General features: G+C 64.8%; 18 protein-coding genes. 3 read left to right on the forward strand and 15 right to left on the reverse strand.

Features of this window, described 5'->3' with window-relative positions:
• Positions 1-75: 75 nt before the first annotated feature.
• The 5 genes from ACEN9H_RS27750 to ACEN9H_RS27770 all read right to left on the reverse strand — a co-directional run bounded on the left by ACEN9H_RS27750 (position 76) and on the right by ACEN9H_RS27770 (position 5312).
• Positions 76-1752, reverse strand: coding sequence for a diguanylate cyclase (locus ACEN9H_RS27750; RefSeq protein ID WP_413672841.1), 1677 nt, complete (start codon positions 1750-1752; stop codon positions 76-78).
• A gap of 78 nt (positions 1753-1830) precedes the next feature.
• Positions 1831-2286, reverse strand: a complete 456-nt coding sequence (gene nudB, locus ACEN9H_RS27755) for a dihydroneopterin triphosphate diphosphatase (protein ID WP_413672842.1) — start codon at positions 2284-2286, stop codon at positions 1831-1833.
• Between the two features lie 134 nt (positions 2287-2420).
• Positions 2421-4214 carry an aspartate--tRNA ligase gene (aspS, locus tag ACEN9H_RS27760; RefSeq protein WP_200948878.1) on the reverse strand — a complete coding sequence of 598 codons (1794 nt, stop codon included), beginning with the start codon at positions 4212-4214 and terminating at the stop codon, positions 2421-2423.
• 85 nt (positions 4215-4299) lie between these two features.
• Positions 4300-4923: a DUF502 domain-containing protein gene (locus ACEN9H_RS27765; protein WP_413672843.1), complete on the reverse strand. Its 624-nt coding sequence runs from the start codon at positions 4921-4923 to the stop codon at positions 4300-4302.
• A gap of 77 nt (positions 4924-5000) precedes the next feature.
• Positions 5001-5312, reverse strand: a complete 312-nt coding sequence (locus tag ACEN9H_RS27770) for an FmdB family zinc ribbon protein (protein WP_413672844.1) — start codon at positions 5310-5312, stop codon at positions 5001-5003.
• Positions 5313-5604: 292 nt separating this feature from the next.
• Here ACEN9H_RS27770 and ACEN9H_RS27775 point away from each other — a divergent pair, with 292 nt between their 5' ends.
• The gene (locus ACEN9H_RS27775) at positions 5605-6495 is read left to right on the forward strand and encodes an AraC family transcriptional regulator (RefSeq protein ID WP_413672845.1); all 891 of its coding nucleotides are present in this window, start codon (positions 5605-5607) and stop codon (positions 6493-6495) included.
• Between the two features lies 1 nt (position 6496).
• Here ACEN9H_RS27775 and ACEN9H_RS27780 read toward each other — a convergent pair whose 3' ends face one another.
• From ACEN9H_RS27780 to ubiE, 6 genes are all read right to left on the reverse strand, one after another.
• Entirely contained in the window at positions 6497-7252 is a 756-nt protein-coding gene (locus tag ACEN9H_RS27780) for an SDR family NAD(P)-dependent oxidoreductase (RefSeq protein ID WP_413672846.1), read from the reverse strand.
• A 90-nt stretch (positions 7253-7342) separates the two neighbouring features.
• Entirely contained in the window at positions 7343-7948 is a 606-nt protein-coding gene (locus ACEN9H_RS27785) for a methyltransferase (protein ID WP_413672847.1), read from the reverse strand.
• Positions 7948-9516: a ubiquinone biosynthesis regulatory protein kinase UbiB gene (gene ubiB, locus ACEN9H_RS27790; RefSeq protein WP_056126665.1), complete on the reverse strand. Its 1569-nt coding sequence runs from the start codon at positions 9514-9516 to the stop codon at positions 7948-7950. The genes ACEN9H_RS27785 and ubiB overlap by 1 nt, the downstream gene beginning before the upstream one ends.
• Positions 9516-10175 (reverse strand): SCP2 domain-containing protein, encoded by a 660-nt coding sequence (locus ACEN9H_RS27795; RefSeq protein ID WP_413672848.1) that lies wholly within the window; start codon positions 10173-10175, stop codon positions 9516-9518. Before ACEN9H_RS27795 ends, ubiB begins: the two co-directional genes overlap by 1 nt.
• A gap of 106 nt (positions 10176-10281) precedes the next feature.
• A complete protein-coding gene (locus tag ACEN9H_RS27800; protein ID WP_413672849.1) occupies positions 10282-11226 on the reverse strand; it encodes a Tim44 domain-containing protein in 945 nt (314 codons plus the stop codon).
• Between the two features lie 9 nt (positions 11227-11235).
• Positions 11236-11970: a bifunctional demethylmenaquinone methyltransferase/2-methoxy-6-polyprenyl-1,4-benzoquinol methylase UbiE gene (gene ubiE, locus ACEN9H_RS27805; protein ID WP_056126659.1), complete on the reverse strand. Its 735-nt coding sequence runs from the start codon at positions 11968-11970 to the stop codon at positions 11236-11238.
• A gap of 274 nt (positions 11971-12244) precedes the next feature.
• On the opposite strand from ubiE, the gene ACEN9H_RS27810 reads away from it, so the two are divergent.
• Positions 12245-12448, forward strand: a complete 204-nt coding sequence (locus tag ACEN9H_RS27810; protein ID WP_036238916.1) for a cold-shock protein — start codon at positions 12245-12247, stop codon at positions 12446-12448.
• Positions 12449-12500: 52 nt separating this feature from the next.
• Here the strand turns inward: ACEN9H_RS27810 and ACEN9H_RS27815 are convergent, their stop codons facing one another.
• The 4 genes from ACEN9H_RS27815 to ACEN9H_RS27830 all read right to left on the reverse strand — a co-directional run bounded on the left by ACEN9H_RS27815 (position 12501) and on the right by ACEN9H_RS27830 (position 18317).
• Entirely contained in the window at positions 12501-12926 is a 426-nt protein-coding gene (locus tag ACEN9H_RS27815; RefSeq protein ID WP_056126657.1) for a gamma-butyrobetaine hydroxylase-like domain-containing protein, read from the reverse strand.
• Between the two features lie 242 nt (positions 12927-13168).
• Complete coding sequence (locus ACEN9H_RS27820) at positions 13169-13591, reverse strand: HIT family protein (RefSeq protein WP_413672850.1); 423 nt, start codon at positions 13589-13591, stop codon at positions 13169-13171.
• On the reverse strand, positions 13588-17595 hold the full coding sequence (locus ACEN9H_RS27825; protein WP_413672851.1) for a DUF3683 domain-containing protein: 4008 nt from the start codon (positions 17593-17595) through the stop codon (positions 13588-13590). The genes ACEN9H_RS27820 and ACEN9H_RS27825 overlap by 4 nt, the downstream gene beginning before the upstream one ends.
• A gap of 218 nt (positions 17596-17813) precedes the next feature.
• Positions 17814-18317 (reverse strand): YqaA family protein, encoded by a 504-nt coding sequence (locus ACEN9H_RS27830; RefSeq protein WP_371765209.1) that lies wholly within the window; start codon positions 18315-18317, stop codon positions 17814-17816.
• 302 nt (positions 18318-18619) lie between these two features.
• Between ACEN9H_RS27830 and ilvA the strand changes: the two genes are divergently transcribed.
• The gene (gene ilvA, locus ACEN9H_RS27835; protein ID WP_413672852.1) at positions 18620-20152 is read left to right on the forward strand and encodes a threonine ammonia-lyase, biosynthetic; all 1533 of its coding nucleotides are present in this window, start codon (positions 18620-18622) and stop codon (positions 20150-20152) included.
• The last annotated feature ends 80 nt before the right edge of the window (positions 20153-20232 follow it).

A 20232-nucleotide genomic window follows, 5' to 3' on the forward strand; every position in this document is an offset into this window, starting at 1 on the left:
CTCCCACCTATTTCGGTCAAGAAACATTTGTTGCCATGTGGAACTGATGACACAATCCCGGCGGCGGCGCCACAATCAGGCGCCCGTCATCACCCGGTTGCGGCCTTGCTGCTTGGCGCGGTACAGCGCCTTGTCGGCCGCCCAGAACAGCGCCTCGGCATCCTGGGCGTGGGCGGGATAGGCCGCGACGCCGAACGACGCCGTCACCTTCTCCGGCCCCTCGCCCTCGGGGTGCGGCACGATGGCGGCCAGCGCGATGCGGATCGCCTCCGCGCGCGTGCCCGCGTCCGCCGCCGCGCATTCCGGAAGCAAGAGTACCATTTCCTCGCCGCCGTAGCGACAGGCGATGTCCCCTTCGCGGATACCGAGGCGCAGCTGCTGCGCGATGGTGCGCAGCACGGCGTCGCCGACGGCGTGGCCGTAGTCGTCGTTGACACGTTTGAAATGGTCGATGTCGACCAGCACGAGGCTCACGGGCACGTTCTTGCGGCGCGCCCGCGCCAGCTCGCGTTTCAGCGCGGCGTCGAAATGGCGCCGGTTGAACAGGCCCGTGAGCGGATCGAGCACCGATTGCCGGCGCAGCGATTCGCGCAGGCGCGCATTCCCCAGCGCCAGCGCGAGCTGCTCGGCGACCGTCACCGCGAGGCGTTCCTGTTCTTCGTAAGCCGGACCGGCGGCCAGGCCCTCAAGGTGCAGCATGCCCACCAGTTCATCGTGCGTGACGAGCGGGATGCACAGGCGCGCGGTCGTTTCATCCGCCGGCCTGCGGTAGTGCGCGCACGGCAGGTCGCTGGAACTCGCCGTGCGGTAGCGCGCCCCGTGGCGCAGCGACCAGCAGGACTCGATGTCGATCTCGGACGGCTGCTCGGACGGCGTGCCCCATTGCGTATGCCGGTCCAGCACATGGTCGTCTTCGTCGCGCAGCAGGAATAGCGTGCCGGACACGCCGGGCAGCAGCTTCGGCAGCGAACGCGCGATCACGGGCGCGGCATCGGGGACCGACGGCACGGCCTCCACGGCGCGCAGCAGTTCCGCAACCTGCTTCAGTTCGCGGTTGTGGCGCGTCGTCAGCCCGACGGCCTCCGCAAGCTCGCCGGCCTGCGTTTCCAGCTGTCCGGCGAGGACGCGGCGCGCGCGCAGCATGCGCATGATGAGCAGCAGCAGGATCCCCAATGCGACGATGTTGCAGGCCGTGGCAGCGACGCTCACGGTGAACGAGCGTGCGGAGCGGGCCAGCAGGTCGGCCTGCAACGCGTCGTGCCGCGCCATGCTGCGCGCATCTTCCGCCGCCACGAGCCGGCGCATGTCGTCCATGTACTGCTTGCCGCGCAGGGAGCTGACGACGTGTTCCGTCGCCTCGAATCCCGCGCGGCGACGCAGCTGGATGGTCTCGTCGAGTTCCGCCAGCTTCAGTTCCGCGAGCCGCGCGATGCGCCACGCGGTGGCCCGCTCGGCATCCGTGGGCGCCTTGTCCTTGGCGTCGTGCAGCACTTCGGGCAGCGTGCGCCGGACCTGTTCGTACGGTTCGAGGAAGACGTCGTTGCCAGTGATGACGAAGCCGCGCTGCGCCGTCTCGGCGTCGCGCATGGATGTCAGGATGTCATCGAGGCGCTGCTGCGCGCGCAGTTCGGCGCGCGATTGCGCCAGCAGATCGTTGACGGAGCGGTTCAGCCAGAACGGCACCGCCGCGATCAACACCATGACGATGAAGACGGCCAGGGCGACGAACTTCAGATGTCTTGCGCTGCGCATGCGAGTAGGCGGCTTTCGATTGCTATAAAGCAAGGGAAAATAGCACAATTCCCGCCACGCACGATTGAGAAACAAGCGTTATTTGTCGTCCACGTGGCAGGGCAATTGCAGGATCGCTTCCGCGTTCGACGAGGAGAAGCACCGATCTGCCGCTTCCAACAACGGCAGCCATGCATATTGCAGGTGCTCGCGCGGCGCGAGGGTGATAGCGATGTCGCGCGGGACGCAGACGGAGAACACGTGTTCCGTGTTGTGGGTGACGCCGGGCGCGTAGCGGTGGCGCCAGGTCTGGTAGATCTCGTAGACGTTGGACAAGAGCCAGTCCTTGAGGACGATGCGCTCGCCGTCGGCCACGATGCCCGTTTCCTCGAACAGTTCGCGCGTGGCCGTTTCCAGCAGCGGTTCGTCGGGACGGTCGAGGGAACCGGTGACGGATTGCCAGAAGCCGGGGCGGTCGGCGCGTTCGATCAGCAGGACGTCCAGGTCGGCGGTGTGGATGACGACGAGGACGGATTCGGGAATCTTATGGGGCATGCCCATATTGTAGCGTCAAACAACGTCGTCCCCGCGGAGGCGGGGACCCAAGTTCCATGCGCAGTCGAGACGCAAGCAAGATTGGATCCCCGCCTGCGCGGGGACGACGATTCAAACCGTGACGACGGTTTTACTTACGCGACCTTCGGCTCGTTACGCAGACGGATATGCAGCTCTTTCAGCTGCTTCTCGTCGACTTCCGACGGCGCGTTGGTCAGCAGATCCTGCGCGCGCTGGGTCTTCGGGAACGCGATCACGTCGCGGATCGACTCGGAGCCGGTCATCAGCGTGATCAGGCGATCCAGGCCGAACGCCAGGCCGCCGTGCGGCGGGGCGCCGTACTGCAGCGCGTCGAGCAGGAAGCCGAACTTCAGCTGCGCTTCTTCCGCATCGATCTTCAGGGCGCGGAACACCTTGCTCTGGACTTCTTCGCGGTGGATACGGATCGAGCCGCCGCCCAGTTCCCAGCCGTTCAGGACCATGTCGTAGGCCTTGGCGATGCAGGCGCCTGGGTTCGTCTCAAGCATGTCTTCGTGGCCGTCCTTCGGTGCCGTGAACGGGTGGTGCGTCGCGTTCCAGCGGTCGCCGTCCTCGTCGTACTCGAACATCGGGAAGTCGATGACCCACAGCGGCGCCCACTTGTCTTCGAACAGGCCGGCCTTCTTGCCGAATTCCGAGTGGCCGATCTTCACGCGCAGCGCGCCCATCGAGTCGTTCACGACCTTGGCCTTGTCCGCACCGAAGAAGATCAGGTCGCCGTCTTCGGCACCGGTCAGTTCCAGCACTTTCGCCAGGACGTCGTCCGAGATGTTCTTGACGATCGGGGACTGCAGGCCGTCGCGGCCCTTGGCCTTCTCGTTGACCTTGATGTAGGCGAGGCCCTTGGCGCCGTAGATGCCGACGAATTGCGTATACGCGTCGATTTCCGAACGCGGCATCGAACCGCCCTGCGGCACGCGCAGGCCCACGACGCGGCCGCCCACCATGTTGGCGGCGTTGTTGAAGACCTTGAATTCGACGGTCTTCATCAGCTCCGTCAGTTCGGTGAACTGCAGCTTCACGCGCATGTCCGGCTTATCCGAACCATAGGAGCCCATGGCGGTGGCGAAGTCCATGACAGGGAACGGGTTCGGCAGGTCGATGCCGGCGGCGTTCTTGAAGACGACGCGCATCATGTCTTCGAACAGGTCACGGATTTCCTGCTCCGTCAGGAACGACGTTTCGCAGTCGATCTGGGTGAATTCCGGCTGGCGGTCGGCGCGCAGGTCTTCGTCGCGGAAGCACTTGGTGATCTGGTAGTAGCGGTCGAAGTTGGCGACCATCAGCAGCTGCTTGAACAGCTGCGGCGACTGCGGCAGCGCGAAGAAGTTGCCCGGGTTGACGCGCGACGGCACCAGGTAGTCGCGCGCGCCTTCCGGCGTGGACTTGGTCAGCATCGGGGTCTCGATGTCGATGAAGCCGAGGTTGTCCAGGTATTTGCGCACTTCCATCGACACCTTGTAGCGCAGGCGCAGGTTGTGCTGCATCTGCTGGCGGCGCAGGTCGAGCACGCGGTGCGTCAGGCGCGTGGTTTCCGACAGGTTGTCGTCGTCCAGCTGGAACGGCACCGGCACCGAAGCGTTCAGCACTTCCAGCTTGGTGGTGTTGATCTCGATCTTGCCCGACTTCAGGTTGGCGTTGGCGGTGCCCTCCAGGCGGTTCACGACGGTGCCCGTCACGCGCAGGCAGTACTCGTTGCGCACGTGCTCGGCGACCTTGAAGACCTCCGCATTGTCGGGGTGGCAGACGACCTGCACGAGACCTTCGCGATCGCGCAGGTCGATGAAGATCACGCCGCCGTGGTCGCGACGACGGTGCACCCAGCCGCACAGGCTGACGGTTTGGCCCAGCAGCTCTTCGGTCACGAGGCCGCAGTAGTGAGTACGCATGGAGGACATAGTTTTTCGATCCTGGTTGGTTGATTCGGTGGGCCCGCTCATGGCTGGCCCTGGATTCTTTGCTGCGTTGTTGGTTCTATTCCGCGGTGGCGGGGGCGGGCGCCCCGGCCGCCGCATCCAGCGGCGGCGGCGGCGCCACGACGCCCATCGAGACGATGTACTTGAGGGCCGCGTCGACCGACATGTCCAGTTCCACGACGCGGCTCTTTTCCATCATCAGGAAGAAGCCGGACGTCGGGTTCGGGGTGGTCGGCACGTACACGCTCACGTACTCGCCCACCAGGTGGTTCTTGACGTCGCCGCCCGGCACGCCGGTCAGGAAGGCGATCGTGTACGAATTCTCGTGCGGGTACGGGATCAGGACGGCCTTGCGGAACGCGTTGCCCGACGACGAGAACAGCGTGTCCGACACCTGCTTGACGCTGCCGTAGACCGAGTTCACGACGGGAATGCGCTGCAGCAGCCGCTCCCACATGCGCACGAACCATTTGCCGACCAGGTTATTGGTCAGCACGCCGGTCAGGAACACGATGGCCAGCGTGATGATGGCCCCGAGGCCAGGGATGTACGTGCGCGGCTGCCACTCGCTCGGTACGAGCACGAGCGACTGGTCCAGCGTGCTGATCACGAAGTTCAGTACCCAGGCCGTGATCGCCAGGGGAACCAGGACCAGCGCGCCTGTAATGAAATATTTACGCATCGATTGTCGTGACGGATCTCGTCCGAGGATTTGTCGGGTGCTCATTATGCGCCGGCCGCGATGGGCCGGCGCCGCGGTCAGGTACTGCTGCTGTCCTTCGCCGGCGCGGCGGCCGGCGCCGGCGCGGGCGACGCGTCGGTGCTGCTGCTGCCCGTGCCATTGTCGGACGACGTCGCCGCCGGGGCCGTGCCGGTTGCCGGCGCAGAGCCACCGCGGAAGTCGGTCACGTACCAGCCGGTACCTTTCAATTGGAAACCGGCGGCGGTGACTTGCTTCTTGAACGATGACTTGCCGCACGAAGGGCAAACGGTCAGAACCGGATCGGAAATCTTTTGCAGCACATCCTTGGCAAAACCGCATTCATCGCAGCGGTAGGCGTAAATCGGCATCTGAATACTCCGCAAAAATCATCAAAACCCTGAATTATAAAGCTTTTACGGCACCGATGGACGCCTGGCCGGCTTGGTGCATTGTGGAAACAGTGTTGTTTTTCGTCAGCGCACGATTGTTTTCTGTTTGCCGAACGTCAACTTAACTGATTAAATAGCATTCTTAGCAGCAATGCTGCACAAGGATTAAGAAACAGAAGTTTGCGCGACCGGCTTCCGGCCCGCCGCAATACCGCAGAAAAGCACTTCACTCAGGGCCCGCTTGCGGGCCCTTTTCTTTACCATAGTCCACATGGACACTTCACTGCTCGATGCCGTGCGCAGGTACGCGGACGCCCACGTCGGCCGCGACGGTGCCGCGTCGACGCCGATTCGGGGCCTCACGGCGATCCGCGCGGCCGCACGCACCGAACTGAGTTACCAGATCCAGCGCCCGCTGGTATGCCTGGTGCTGCAGGGCGCCAAGCACGTCACGATGGGCACGCAGTCCTTCACCTTCCGCGCCGGCGACTCCCTCGTCATCACCGCCGACGTGCCGACGGCCAGCCAGGTCACCGAGGCGAGCGTGGCCGCGCCCTATTATTCGCTCGTGCTCGACCTGGACCCGGCCGTCATCGCCACCCTGGCGACGGACATGGCGGCCAGCGGCGACGCCGACGGCGCGCCGGTGCGGATCGAGTCGACCGACAGCCACGCCGCCGACTCGGCGCTGCGCCTGATGCGCCTGCTCGACCGCCCGGCCGCGCTGCCGGTGCTGCAGCCGGCCCTGATACGCGAGTTCCACTACTGGCTGCTGGCCGGACGCCATGGTGCAGCCATCCGGCGCCTGGGCCTGCCGGACAGCCACGTGCGCCGCGTCGCCCGCGCCGTCGCCCTGCTGCGCGCCGAGTACACGCAGCGGCTGCCCGTCGAGAAGCTGGCCGAGGTCGCAGGCATGAGCCCGTCCGCGTTTCACCAGCACTTTCGCGCCGTGACGTCGCTCTCCCCGCTGCAATTCCAGAAACAGCTGCGCCTGATCGAGGCGCGCCGCCTGATGCTGGCCGAAGGCGTCAATGCCAGCCATGCCGCGTATGCGGTCGGCTACGAAAGCGTGCAGCAGTTCACGCGCGAATACGGGCGCATGTTCGGCAAGCCGCCGATGCGCGACGTCGCGGACGCGCAGCAGCGCCTGGACGCCGCCTGAATCAGATCACCTGGCCACCCGACACTTCGATGCGCTGACCGGTCATCCAGCCGTTGCCGTCGCCCAGCAGGTTGGCGATCACCGGTCCGATGTCGTCCGGCACGCCCACGCGACCGAGCGCCGTCATCTGCGCGAAGACCGCATTCAGGTCGGGCGTGTCGCGCACGGCGCCGCCGAGGAAATCCGTCTCGATGGCACCCGGCGCCACCGTGTTGACGGTGATGCCGCGCCGGCCCAGTTCCCGGGCCAGATACACGGACAGCACTTCGACCGCGCCCTTGGCCGCCGCGTACGCGCCAAAGCCGGGATACGACACGCGCGTCAGTCCGGACGACAGGTTCACGATGCGGCCGCCGTCCGCCAGCAGCGGCAACAGCGCCTGCGTCAGGAAGAACACGCCCTTCACGTGGACGTTCATCAGGCGGTCGAACTGCGCCTCCGTCGTGTCTTCGATCGCGGCCATGTCGCCGTGGCCGGCGTTGTTGACGAGGTGGTCGAAACGGTCGCGCTGCCAGACGTCGCGCAGGCCGGCGCGCACGTGCTCGACGAACAGCGCGAAGCCGGCCGTGTCGCCGACGTCCAGCCGCAGCGCCAGCGCCCTGCGGCCCAGCGCGCGGATCTCGTCGACGACCGCACGGGCATCGTCCGCGCGATTCTGGTAAGTGAGGATGACGTCGCCGCCGCCGCGGGCGATGTGCAGTGCGGTATTGCGGCCAAGGCCGCGGCTGGCGCCGGTAACGATGGCGATCTTTGCCATGATGTGCTCCTGTCGGTGATTGAGGAGCAGCGAGTATCGGGCGCCGTGGGGCCCGGCCGTTGCCGGAAACCGGGCCGTTTTTGCCTGATTCTACAAGCGCCGCCAGATCATCCAGCGTTCCTTGCCGGCGAAGACAGGGATCGAATCCTCGACGGGCTCGTCGGCGATGCACTCGAACGCGGGCTTCAGCAAGGCATCGAGCTCATCACGCACGATACCGAACGGCGGTCCCGTCGCCACATCGTCAAAGAAGAAATAGCCAGCCAGCAGGCCGCCCTGCCCCAGCAGTTCCGCCCAGCGCCGCGCCACGTCCGGCCGGCGTGCCCGCGGCAGCGCGCACAGGAACGCCTGTTCGTAGACCAGGTCCAGCGGCTTCTCCGGCGCATAGGCGAAGAAATCGGCTTGCCGGATGCGGTCCGCCCACGGTCCGGCCAGCGCGCGGGCGCGCGCGACGGCTTCGGGCGAAAAATCGATGGCGGTGGCGTCCCAGCCGGCCTCGCACATCAGCGTCAGCTCGTGCGCGGAGCCGCAGCCAGGAATCAATGCCGACAACGGACGCGTCGACGCGGAGACGAACCGCCGCAACGCCGCCGGCACCCCGCCCCGCTCCCACGGCGTGAAATCGCGCTCGAAGCGCTCGTCCCAGAATTGCGGCGACAGCGGATCGCGGCTGGCGAAAGCGGGCGGTGCCGCCATCACGGCGTCCAGTGCAGGTGCCCGGCGACCTCCAGGCCGACGACGATCACCGTCAGCACGCCCGTCACGCAGGCGAGGAAGGCCAGCAGGCGGTTGGTACGGCGCTGCTGGTCGACCAGCTTGGCCATCAGGTCGCCCATGTCGAGGTCGCTGTACGCCCGCTTGTGCAAGACCTGGTGCACGAGGCGCGGCAGCTGCGGCAGGATCTGGCCGAAGCGCGGCGCCTCCGCCTTCAGGCGCTCGGCCATGCCGCGCCAGCCGACCTGCTCGGCCATCCAGCGCTCCAGGTACGGTTTCGCCGTCTTCCACAGGTCGAGGTCCGGGTCGAGCTGGCGGCCCAGGCCTTCGATGTTCAGCATGGTCTTTTGCAGCAGCACGAGCTGCGGCTGCACTTCGACGTTGAACCGGCGCGACGTCTGGAACAGGCGCAGCAGCACCTGGCCGAACGAAATGTCCTTGAGAGGACGATCGAAGATGGGTTCGCACGTCGCGCGCACGGCGGCTTCCAGTTCGTCGACGCGGGTCTCGCGCGGCGCCCAGCCCGATTCGATGTGCGCCTCGGCCACGCGCTTGTAGTCGCGGCGGAAGAAGGCGAGGAAGTTCTGCGACAGGTAATCCTTGTCGAAGTCGTTCAGGGTGCCCACGATGCCGAAGTCCAGCGCGATGTAGCGCCCGAACGTATCCGGATCGATCGACACGAGGATATTACCCGGGTGCATATCCGCGTGAAAAAAGCCGTCTCGAAAAACTTGCGTGAAGAAGATTTCGACACCGTCGCTGGACAATTTCTTGAGGTCGACGCCGGCCGCGACGAGGCGGTCGGTCTGCGAGATCGGGATGCCGTTCATGCGTTCCATCACGATCACGCTGTTCGAACAATAGTCCCAGTACATCTCCGGCACCATCAGCAGATCGGAATTCGCAAAATTGCGGCGCAGCTGGCTCGCGTTGGCGGCCTCGCGCATCAGGTCGAGCTCGTCGTGCAGGTATTTGTCGAACTCGGCCACGACCTCGCGCGGCTTCAGGCGACGGCTGTCGGCCCACACCTTTTCGATGACGCCGGCGGCCATCTGCATCAGGGCAATGTCTTCATCGATTGTGGTCTTCATGCCCGGGCGCAGCACTTTCACGGCGACCTGCTTGCCATTCTTGAGCTCGGCAAAGTGCACCTGGGCGATCGATGCGGATGCGACCGGGGTGCGCTCGAACGATGCGAACAGCGTCTCCGGCGAGGCGCCGAGGGAACGCGTGATCTGGGCGACGGCCAGGTCGGAATCGAACGGCGGCACGCGGTCCTGCAGCAGCGACAGTTCTTCGACGATATCCGGCGGCATCAGGTCGGGCCGGGTCGACAGCACCTGGCCGAATTTGACGAAGATCGGGCCCAGCTCTTCCAGCGCGAGACGCAGGCGGATCGCGCGCGGCGACGTGATGCGGCGCCAGAAGAAGACGGTATTGATCAGGCGGGCGGTACGGGGTACGTGGAGGCCGGAAATCGCGATCTCGTCCAGGCCATACTTGACGATGACGGTGAAGATCTTCAGCAGGCGCAGGAATTTCAGGATCATCAGTGGTCCGAAGGCGTGTCAGGGGTCGTCGGAACGGGAGCGATGCTGCGCGCGGCAAGCTTCTGCTCCAGTTTGGCGATGCGCTTGGCCGTACGCTCGACGTCGTCGCGCAGGCGGCCGACGTCGTCGGCGAAATCATCGACAGTCGCCGGGCGCACGAGCACGCGGCGTTCTTCCAGCAGGAATTCGGCGACGTTTTCCGCGAGCCGGCGTCCGGCCGTGGCCGCGCCCGTCACCGCCGAGCGCGCACCGCCGGCCAGGCGCACGGCGCCGATCGGCCCCACCACGCGCTCGAGATCGTGCTCGGCATCCCAGCGCAGGCCCTTGGACAATTGCGAGATCGTGTTGGCGAACTCGGCGTCGCCCTCGATCCGTACGTACGAAAACGCGCGGTCGCGGTTCTGCAGGATCAGCGGCAGGTCGGAGAGCTTGACGTGGATGGTGACGCTGGCCGCGTCGTCGACGCCCGCCGTCTCGAGCATGCCGTCGCGCGCGACGCGCATGCGCAGGGCGAGGTGCCCGGTATCGATGACGGCGGTCTTGCCGGCATGGCGCATCAACGCGTCGCGCGCCCACGCTTCCTGTGCCAGCAGGTGATTGATCGTCGCTACGGCCGGAGCCGACGGCGACAGGAAAGAGGGAGTCGAAGACATGACCATTTTCATCTACACAAAATAAAACCGCCCGGCATAGGTCGGGCGGTTTCGATCTTACCAGTTCACCAGAGCATAAACCCCGGAGCACGGAACTTTTCTTGCGAAAATTTCAAGTGATCTGCTGAATGCCCGCCAGGACCCAGCCGCCATTGCCGGCCAGCGGCTTGGCCAGGTTCCAGACTTCGACGAACGGTTCCGGCGCCGCGCCCGGCGCGTTGCGGATCATGCCGTTGAACTGGACGCTCGCCAGGTAATCGCGGTCGGTCGTCTCGATGCCCAGCAGCTGCGAATCGATGTTGACGACTTCCGTGTAGTCCGGCTGGCCGCCCCGTTCCTGGATCTGCAGCGACAGTTCGGCGTACACCTCGGGCGACGTGAATTCGCGCAGGTCGGCGAGGTCGCCGCGGTCCCAGGCCGCTTGCATGCGGATGAATGAGGACCTGGCGTGGCGCAGGAACGCTTCCGTGTCGAACCCGGGCAGCACGCCCCACTGCTCGTGCGCGGGCGCGGCCTTGTCGAGCGACGGCGCATTCGAGAAGCCCGACTGGAAACCGCCCTGGTTGCCGGCATAGGCATTGTTCAGGCCCGAACCGATTTCCGGCGTGGCCGAGGCCGGCACGGGATTCTGGTTAAAACCCGTGAAAGTCGGGTTGGCCGGCGTGTCCTTGCGGCGGAACATGCGGATGATGAACATCACGGCGAACACGAGCAGCAGGATCATCAGCAGCGACGACAGGGCGCTGGCCATCGCGCCGCCGATGCCGAAGTGCGAGAACAGCGCGCCCAGGCCAAGGCCCAGCAATGCGCCGCCCAGCACGCCTTTCCACATGCTCGGCCGCTTCTGCGGCACCTGGGCCGGCGCCATGGGGGCCGGCGCCGGACGCTGCTGGTACGACGGCTGCTGGGCAGGCGTCGGCGCCGGCGCAGGTGCGCGCATGCGGCTCACGGACTGCGACTGGCGGCCGAACGAACGGCCACCGCCGACCGGACGCGCATCGGCGACGCTCGACAGCGTCATCAGCGCGATCATCATGCTGGCCAAAAACTTTTTCATCAGCTCACCTCAAAGTTTGATGCCGGTGTGCAGTGCGGCCACACCGGCCGTCAGGTTGTAGTACTGCACTCTTTCCAGGCCCGCCGTTTCCATCATGCCCTTCAGCGTTTCCTGGTCCGGATGCATGCGGATCGATTCCGCCAGATACCGGTAGCTTTCCGCATCGTTGGCGATGCGCTGGCCCAGCCACGGCAGCACCGAGAACGAATACACGTCGTACGGTTTTTGCAGCGGCGCCGCCACTTTGGAAAACTCCAGCACCAGCAACTTGCCGCCCGGCTTGAGCACACGGCGCATTTCCGCCAGAGCCTGATCCTTGTGCGTCATGTTGCGCAGGCCAAAGGCCACGCTGACGCGATCGAAATAATTGTCCGGGAACGGCAGTTTCTCCGCGTCACACAGTAAGGTGGGGGTGACCAGACCTTTGTTCAATAGACGATCGCGGCCCACGCGCAGCATCGACTCGTTGATGTCCGTGAGCCACACCTCGCCGCTCGGCCCCGCCGCCTTGGCGAATGCCTTCGACAAGTCGCCCGTGCCGCCGGCGATGTCGAGCACCTTGAAGCCGGGACGAATGCCGGCCTGGGCGATGGTGAACGCCTTCCACACGCGGTGCAGGCCGGCGGACATCAGGTCGTTCATCACGTCGTATTTGGACGCGACCGAGTGGAATACCTTGGCTACCTCGTGGACCTTCTCGTCTTCCGAGACGGTCTTGTAGCCGAAATGGGTGGTGTTGGTCATAGTAGCAAGCCGTTTAGTCTTGCCACATTATACAAGCGGGGGTCCGCCGCCCGGCTTAAAGATGACTTACCCGGGCGCACGCGAAGAAAACGTTTGCGGCGGTGCCAATGTCGGCTTTACCACACACGATAACAATCGTGCATCCCAATTGTTAAAACTCTGCTTATAATGGTTTTCGCTCGCGCACAGTCTGGAACAGGGATGTTTATCGCTTAACCATGTGCTGCCGGCGATACTTCATTACTTGTTAAAAAAATTCTTGAGAGAGAGACACATGGCGACTGGCACCGTGAAATGGTTCAACGACGCAAAAGGCTTTGGCTTCATCAAACCTGACGATGGTGGCGACGATCTGTTCGCACACTTCTCGGCCATCAATTCGGCAGGCTTCAAATCGCTGGCGGAAAACCAGCGCGTCACCTTCGACGTGACCTCCGGCCCGAAAGGCAAGCAGGCTGCAAACATCCAGCCGCAGTAATTCCAGGCCGGTAAACGAAAAAGCGCCGTGTGCAAACCGGCGCTTTTTTCGTTCAGTGGCTACATCCACCGCTACCGCAACCGCCGCCCTTCGGCCCGGCCGCCGGCACGGCACTGGCCTCGCGGCCGCTGTCGCCTTCATACCCCGCCGCGTGCAGGCGGCCCAGGTAGTCCTGCCACAGGACGTCATGCTCGTTGCCCAGCTTGTACAGATAGTCCCACGTGAAGATGCCGGACTCGTGGCCGTCCGTGAACAGCGGCTTGACGCCATAGTTCCCGACCGGCTCGACGCCGCGGATGCCCACATCGCGCTTGCCGACCTGGAGCACTTCCTGGCCCGGGCCGTGGCCCTTCACTTCGGCCGACGGCGAGTACACGCGCATCAGCTCGAACGGGATGGAGAACGCGGCGCCGTCGTCGAAGGCGATTTCCAGGATCTTCGATTGCTGGCGGATGGTGAGGTTGGTGGGGGTGGGCATAATAGGATCGGGAGTGTTAATTACCGTCGCTCCCGCGAAGGCGGGAGCCCACGTTCTGCGCGCATCGCGTCGGCGCTTGCGAAATTGGGTCCCCGCCTCCGCGGGGACGACGTGCAAATAGAATCGGGAGTGTCGATTACCGTCGCTCCCGCGAAGGCGGGAGCCCAAGTTCTGCGCGCGTCGCGTCGGCGCTTGCGAAATTGGGTCCCCGCCTTCGCGGGGACGACGTGGATAGGCGAATTTTACCGCTTAATGAAGCGGCGCTTGATCGCTTCCGCCAGTTGCGGCACCAGTGCCCGGCGCGCGACCAGCACCGTCTCGTCCGTCGTGCGCTGCGCCTGCGCCCACACGGGCGCGGGGAAGTGCGCGTCGTCGGCGTAGCGCGGGATCACGTGCCAGTGCAGGTGCGGCACCACGTTGCCGAGGCTCGCCACGTTGACTTTCAGCGGCTGCATCACCTCGCGCACGGCGAGTTCGAGCTGCCACACCGCGTCGTTCAGCAGCAGGCGATCCGCATCCGCGAGGTCGCTCACTTCGCGCACATGGTCTTTCCAGATCACGCGCGCGAAGCCGGGGTAGTTGGCATCGTCGACGAGGATGACGGCGAACTTGTCGTTATCGACGACAGTCGGCACGGCCAGTTCGCACAACTCGCAACCGATCATACAAGCACCCGCTCGATACCGCCGTTGTTGGCGTTGGCCACGTAGTTCGGCATCCAGTTCTCGCCCAGCAGGTGACGCGCCATCTCGACGACGATGTAGTCGGCCGTGGTGCCCGAATCGTCGTTGTAGCGGTTCAGTCCCTGCAGGCAGGACGGGCAGCTCGTCAGGATCTTGACGTCGCCACCGAAACCGTCGGCGCGCAGCTTGTCGGCACCCTTCACCATTTCCTGCTCCTTGCGGAAGCGGACCTGGGTCGAGATGTCCGGACGGCTCACGGCGAACGTGCCCGACTCGCCGCAGCAGCGGTCGTTCTTCTCGATCTTGACGTTGTCGACGGTCTGCACGAGCGCGTTCACGGTCTTCATCGAATCGCCCAGCTTCATCGGGTTGTGGCACGGTTCGTGGTACATGTAGCGCATCCCCGTCACGCCTTCCAGCTTGACGCCCTTCTCCAGCAGGTACTCGTGGATGTCCATGATGCGGCAGCCCGGGAAGATCTTCTCGAACTCGTAGGTCGCGAGCTGGTCGTAGCAGGTGCCGCACGAGACGAGGACCGTCTTGATGTCGAGGTAGTTCAGCGTGTTGGCCATGCGGTGGAACAGCACGCGGTTATCCGTCATCATCTTGTCGGCCTTGTCGTACTGGCCGGCGCCGCGCTGCGGATAGCCGCAGCACAGATAGCCCGGCGGCAGCACGGTCTGCACGCCCACTTCCCACAGCATCGCCTGCGTGGCCAGGCCCACCTGCGAGAACAGGCGCTCGGAACCGCAGCCCGGGAAGTAGAACACGGCTTCCGTATCGGCGTTGGTGACCTTCGGATTGCGGATGATCGGGATGACCTTGTCGTCCTCGATGTCCAGCAGCGCGCGCGCCGTCTTCTTCGGCAGGTTGCCCGGCATCTTCTTGTTCACGAAGTGGATCACCTGCTCGCGGATCGGCGCCTTGCCGGTCGTCGGAGGCGGTGCCTTCGTCTGCTCTTTCGCAACGGCCTTCAGCACGGTCGCGCCGAGACGCTGGGCCTTGTAGCCCCAGTCGATCATCCCCTTGCGCATCGCGTTGATCGTCGTCGGATCGGTCGCGTTCAGGAAGAACATGCCCGCGCGGTGGGCCGGCTTGAAGCTGCGCTTGTCCATCTTGCGCAGCAGGTTACGCATGTTCATCGAGACGTCGCCGAAGTCGATGTTGACCGGGCACGGCGTCACGCACTTGTGGCACACGGTGCAGTGGTCGGACACGTCCTCGAATTCTTCCCAGTGGCGGATCGACACGCCGCGGCGCGTCTGCTCTTCGTACAGGAACGCTTCGATCAGCGCGGACGTCGCGAGGATCTTGTCGCGCGGCGAGTACAGCAGATTCGATTGCGGCACGTGCGTCGTGCACACGGGCTTGCACTTGCCGCAGCGCAGGCAGTCCTTGACGCTGTTGGCGATCTCGCCGATGTCGCTCTGCTGCATGATCAGCGACTCGTGGCCCATCAGGCCGAACGACGGCGTGTACGCGTTGCGCAGGTCGGCGTACGTGGTCTCGCTGTTCAGCAGCTTGCCCTTGTTGAAGCGGCCTTCCGGGTCCACGCGCTGCTTGTAGTCGCGGAAGTCGCGGATCTCGTCGTCGGTGAGGAATTCCAGCTTCGTGATGCCGATGCCGTGTTCGCCCGAGATGACGCCATCCAGCGAACGCGCCAGCTTCATGATGCGCTCGACGGCCTTGTGCGCGTCCTGCAGCATCGCGTAATCGTCCGAGTTCACGGGCAGGTTCGTGTGCACGTTGCCGTCGCCGGCGTGCATGTGCAGCGCGACGAACACGCGCGAACGCAGCACGCGCTTGTGGATCGCGGTGGCCTCAGCCAGGATCGGCTCGTAGGCCGCGCCATTGAAGATGTGGCGCAGCGGCGCGCGGATCTCCTGCTTCCACGAGACGCGCACGGTATGGTCCTGCACGACGTCGAACAGCTTCGCGCCCGGCTGCTGCGTGAGGCGCGCCTGGAACGTGCCGGCGAGACCATCGAGGCCGACGTCGGCGAGCTTGTCGAGCACGTCGCCCAGCGGCTGGTCGAGGTTCGCCGTGATCCAGGTCCAGCGCGCCGCGACGCGGCCCAGCAGCTCGTCGGCCTGCTGCGGACGGTCGCCGAGGATCTCTTCCTTCGACACGCCTTCGCCGGTTGCATCGTCCGCCTTCGTCACTTCCAGGTTCCCGGCCGCGAAATAGGCGTGCAGTTCCTCGACGAGCTGCAGCTTGTTCTTGATCGACAGCTCGACGTTGATGCGCTCGATGCCGTCGGTGTACTCGCCCATCCGGTTCAGCGGAATGACGACGTCTTCGTTGATCTTGAAGGCGTTCGTGTGGCGCGCGATGGCCGCGGTGCGCGAGCGGTCGAGCCAGAATTTTTTGCGGGCTTCCGGGCTGACGGCGACGAAGCCCTCGCCCACGCGCGTGTTCGCAAGACGCACGACTTCCGACGTGGCCAGCGCGACGGCATTCTCGTCGTCGCCGACGATGTCGCCGAACAGCGCCATCTTCGGCAGGGTGCCGCGCTTGGATTTCGTCGCATAGCCGACGGCGCGCAGGTAGCGCTCGTCCAGGTGTTCCAGGCCCGCGAGGCGCAGGCTGGCGAATTCCGGCTTGCCGCTCTTCGGCAGGCTGTCGAGGTAATCCTTGATCTCGACGATCGACGGGATCGCATCGCGCGCCTGGCCGAAGAATTCCAGCGCGACGGTGCGCGTGAACTTCGGCATCTTGTGCAGGATCCAGCGCGACGACGTGATCAAACCATCGGTGCCCTCTTTCTGGATGCCCGGCAGACCGGCGAGGAATTTGTCGGTGACGTCCTTGCCAAGGCCTTCCTTGCGGAAGCGGCGGCCTTCGATGGCCAGCGTCTCGGTGCGGAACGGCGCACCTTTCGGCGCGCCCTTTTCCGACGGGTGCGTCCATTCGAGCTTGAACGTCGCCACCGGGGCGTCGTGGATCTTGCCCAGGTTGTGGTCGACGCGCGTGACGTCGAGCCAGTCGCCGTTCGGGTCGACCATGCGCCACGAAGCGAGATTGTCCAGCGCCGTGCCCCACAGGACGGCCTTCTTGCCGCCCGCGTTCATCGCGATGTTCCCGCCGATGCACGAGGCGTGCGCGGACGTCGGGTCGACGGCGAACACGAAGCCGGCCTTCTCGGCCGCCTGCGACACGCGCTGCGTGACGACGCCGGCGCCCGTGAAGATGGTCGCGTAGTCGCGGTCGACGCCCGGCAGGCGCGTCATCTCGACCTCGCCCATCTGCAGCAGCTTTTCCGTGTTGATCACGGCCGACATCGGCGACAGCGGAATCGCGCCGCCCGTGTAACCTGTGCCGCCGCCGCGCGGGATGATGGTCAGCCCGAGTTCGATACAGCCTTTCACGAGGCCGGCCATCTCGTCTTCCGAATCCGGCAGCAGGACGAGGAACGGGTATTCGACGCGCCAGTCGGTAGCGTCCGTCACGTGCGACGTGCGGTGCATGCCGTCGAAACGAATGTTGCGCTTGTCGGTGTAGCGGCCCAGCACGGCCTTGGCGCGCTTGCGCAGGTCGTAGGTGTCCGCGAATTCGCGGCCGAAGTCGTCGACGGCCTTGCGCGCGGCGACGAGCAGCTGCTCGACGGCGGCGCTGCGGCGCGCGGCGGTGGCGGGATCGGCTTCGCCGGCATCGACGGTCAGGCGGCGCTTGTCGACTTCCGCCAGGCGGTGATGCAGTGCCTCGATCAGCTTGGCGCGGCGCTTCGGGTTGTCCAGCAGGTCGTCCTGCAGGTATGGATTGCGGCGCACGACCCAGATGTCGCCCAGGACTTCGTACAGCATGCGGGCCGAGCGCCCGGTCTGGCGGGCACCGCGCAATTCATCCAGCAACTGCCACGATGACTCGCCCAGCAGACGGATCACGATCTCGCGATCGGAGAACGACGTGTAGTTATAGGGGATTTCGCGCAGCCGGATGGGTGCGTTTTCTTCGAGCAGGGCGTGGATATTGGCAGGAGCGTTCATGGGGAGATCGACTGTCGTACTGACGCGTAGGACTCTCTATTCTAGCTTATTGCGATGCACCACGCTGGGGAAGGAATAATTTTTGCAATGGCGAAAAAGCAGAAACGGGCGGAAAACGACGCTTTCGCGCAAATTTGTTTTGGTTGAATGCAAGATTTTCCGGCGAAAGCTCGGCGTGATGAAACAATAGGCATCTTATCCACGCCGGATGGAGCCGTTCATCCGAACAGCTTGCTGCTCATCTCCCCCAGCCACTTCCACCACCCGTCCGGCACGTACAGCAGCGTGACCGTCATGAACACATAGCGCCCGAACTTGCCGATGGCCATATAGATGACGCTGGGCCAGAACGGCAGGTGCAGCCAGCCCGCCAGCGTGCACAGCGGGTCGCCGATGCCCGGCACCCAGGACAGCAGCATCGTCTTCGCGCCGTAGCGTTTGAGCCAGTGGAACCAGCGCGACGAGCGTTCCTTCGCGAAGGCGACCTTGGCGCGGTAGCCGATCCAGTAGTCGACGATGCCGCCCAGCGTGTTGCCCAGGGTGGCGACGAGGACGGTAGGCCAGAACATCGCGGGATTCGCTTTCACGACGGCGAACACGGCCGGCTCGGAGCCGAGCGGCAGCAGGGTTGCGGACACGAAGGCGATGAGGAATACCGACGTCAGGCCCACGGTGGGCACGGCGAGGAATTTCAGCAGCCACAGGACGGCGGATTCGATCATCGGCAGGAAAGGATGGACGGCAAGAGCACCGGTCCATTACATTATAATGAAGAGAAACACCCGGACACGTCGAAACGCCTGCTGCGCGTTGCACTGTCGTCCTGCGATGCTCGCCGTACTATTCGTACAGCCGCGCTTCTCGGACGACATTGCTGCCGCTCGCGACGGTTTTTCGAGGTGTCCTTCGTAACGACACGGTACGCCAGGCTCTACCAAGCCTTCGTGCCGCACTGCTCGCCTCGGTTACCCACCAAGCAGGACAGTCAGCGTCGCCCCGGAACCCGAACAGCCCCGCACCGATCATGACTACCGACTATCTCAAGAAAATCCTCACCGCGCGCGTCTACGACGTGGCCGTCGAAACCCCGCTGGAGTACGCCCCCAGCCTGTCGAAGCGCACCGACAACAAGATTTACCTGAAGCGCGAGGACATGCAGAGCGTGTTCAGCTTCAAGCTGCGCGGCGCCTACAACAAGATGGCCAACCTGTCGGAATCGCAACTGAAACGCGGCGTGATTTGCGCGTCGGCCGGCAACCATGCCCAGGGCGTCGCCATGTCGGCGGCGCGGCTGAACTGCCGTGCCGTGATCGTGATGCCGACCACCACGCCCAGCGTGAAAGTGGATGCGGTGCGCGCGTTCGGCGGCAGCAACGTGGAAGTCGTGCTGCACGGCGAGTCGTACACGGATGCGTTCAACCATGCGCAGATGCTGGAAAAGGAACAGAAGCTGGCGTTCGTGCACCCGTTCGACGATCCGGACGTCATCGCCGGCCAGGGCACGATCGGCGTCGAGATCCTGCGCCAGCATTCGGCGCCGATCCACGCGATCTTCCTCGCCATCGGCGGCGGCGGCCTGATCAGTGGCGTGGCCGCGTACGTAAAACAGATCCGCCCCGACATCAAGATCATCGGCGTGCAGACGAACGATTCGGACGCGATGGCGCGCAGCCTCAAGGCCGGCGAGCGCGTGACCCTGCCGGACGTCGGCCTGTTCGCGGACGGTACCGCCGTGCGCCTCGTGGGCTCGGAAACCTTCCGCCTGTGCCAGGAACTCGTCGATGAAATCATCATCGTCGACAACGACGCCATCTGCGCCGCCATCAAGGACGTGTTCACCGACACGCGCAGCATCGTGGAACCGTCCGGCGCGCTGGCCGTCGCGGGTGCCAAGGCGTACGTGGAACGCTCGCTGATGACGAAGAATCCGGTGCGCGGCGAGACGCTCGTCGCCGTGCCGTCCGGCGCGAACATGAACTTCGACCGCCTGCGTTTCGTCGCCGAGCGCGCCGAACTGGGCGAGGCGCGCGAAGCCGTGTTCGCCGTGACGATCCCCGAGCAGCGCGGCAGTTTTAAACGCTTCTGCGCGCTGATCGGGCCGCGCAACGTCACCGAATTCAACTACCGCATCAGCGACGAGCGCGAGGCGCACGTCTTCGTCGGCGTGCAGATCGGCAGCCGCAGCGAGTCCGGCACCGTCGCGCGCACGTTTGAGGAACACGGTTTCCGCACCCTCGACCTCACGCACGACGAACTGGCCAAGCAGCACGTGCGCCACCTCGTCGGCGGTAAGAGCAGGCTCGCGCACGACGAACTGCTGTACCGCTTCGAATTCCCGGAGCGCCCGGGCGCGCTGATGCGCTTCCTGGACAGCATGGCGCCGAACTGGAACATCTCCCTGTTCCACTACCGGAACCAGGGCGGCGACGTGGGCCGCATCCTCGTCGGCCTGCAGGTGCCGTCCGGCGAGATGGACGAGTTCCGCCAGTTCCTCGCCACGCTCGGTTATCGCTATTGGGACGAGAGCGCGAATCCGGTCTACAAGCTGTTCCTGTAATGCATGGCGCGGTGATTGATGCCCCCGGCATCAATCACTGGATGTGTTAACCGGGCGCGCAACGATTGCCGGAAAGGTGT

The sequence above is a fragment of the Massilia cellulosiltytica genome (assembly GCF_047325105.1).
In the GTDB taxonomy this organism is placed as follows: Bacteria; Pseudomonadota; Gammaproteobacteria; order Burkholderiales; family Burkholderiaceae_D; genus Telluria; species Telluria orientalis.

Coding starts and splice junctions, on each gene's coding strand:
- ACEN9H_RS27750 (WP_413672841.1), bottom strand. CDS start 1,752: ATGCGCAGCGCAAGACATCTGAAGTTCGTCGCCCTGGCCGTCTTCATC.
- nudB (WP_413672842.1), bottom strand. CDS start 2,286: ATGCCCCATAAGATTCCCGAATCCGTCCTCGTCGTCATCCACACCGCC.
- aspS (WP_200948878.1), bottom strand. CDS start 4,214: ATGCGTACTCACTACTGCGGCCTCGTGACCGAAGAGCTGCTGGGCCAA.
- ACEN9H_RS27765 (WP_413672843.1), bottom strand. CDS start 4,923: ATGCGTAAATATTTCATTACAGGCGCGCTGGTCCTGGTTCCCCTGGCG.
- ACEN9H_RS27770 (WP_413672844.1), bottom strand. CDS start 5,312: ATGCCGATTTACGCCTACCGCTGCGATGAATGCGGTTTTGCCAAGGAT.
- ACEN9H_RS27775 (WP_413672845.1), top strand. CDS start 5,605: ATGGACACTTCACTGCTCGATGCCGTGCGCAGGTACGCGGACGCCCAC.
- ACEN9H_RS27780 (WP_413672846.1), bottom strand. CDS start 7,252: ATGGCAAAGATCGCCATCGTTACCGGCGCCAGCCGCGGCCTTGGCCGC.
- ACEN9H_RS27785 (WP_413672847.1), bottom strand. CDS start 7,948: ATGGCGGCACCGCCCGCTTTCGCCAGCCGCGATCCGCTGTCGCCGCAA.
- ubiB (WP_056126665.1), bottom strand. CDS start 9,516: ATGATCCTGAAATTCCTGCGCCTGCTGAAGATCTTCACCGTCATCGTC.
- ACEN9H_RS27795 (WP_413672848.1), bottom strand. CDS start 10,175: ATGGTCATGTCTTCGACTCCCTCTTTCCTGTCGCCGTCGGCTCCGGCC.
- ACEN9H_RS27800 (WP_413672849.1), bottom strand. CDS start 11,226: ATGAAAAAGTTTTTGGCCAGCATGATGATCGCGCTGATGACGCTGTCG.
- ubiE (WP_056126659.1), bottom strand. CDS start 11,970: ATGACCAACACCACCCATTTCGGCTACAAGACCGTCTCGGAAGACGAG.
- ACEN9H_RS27810 (WP_036238916.1), top strand. CDS start 12,245: ATGGCGACTGGCACCGTGAAATGGTTCAACGACGCAAAAGGCTTTGGC.
- ACEN9H_RS27815 (WP_056126657.1), bottom strand. CDS start 12,926: ATGCCCACCCCCACCAACCTCACCATCCGCCAGCAATCGAAGATCCTG.
- ACEN9H_RS27820 (WP_413672850.1), bottom strand. CDS start 13,591: ATGATCGGTTGCGAGTTGTGCGAACTGGCCGTGCCGACTGTCGTCGAT.
- ACEN9H_RS27825 (WP_413672851.1), bottom strand. CDS start 17,595: ATGAACGCTCCTGCCAATATCCACGCCCTGCTCGAAGAAAACGCACCC.
- ACEN9H_RS27830 (WP_371765209.1), bottom strand. CDS start 18,317: ATGATCGAATCCGCCGTCCTGTGGCTGCTGAAATTCCTCGCCGTGCCC.
- ilvA (WP_413672852.1), top strand. CDS start 18,620: ATGACTACCGACTATCTCAAGAAAATCCTCACCGCGCGCGTCTACGAC.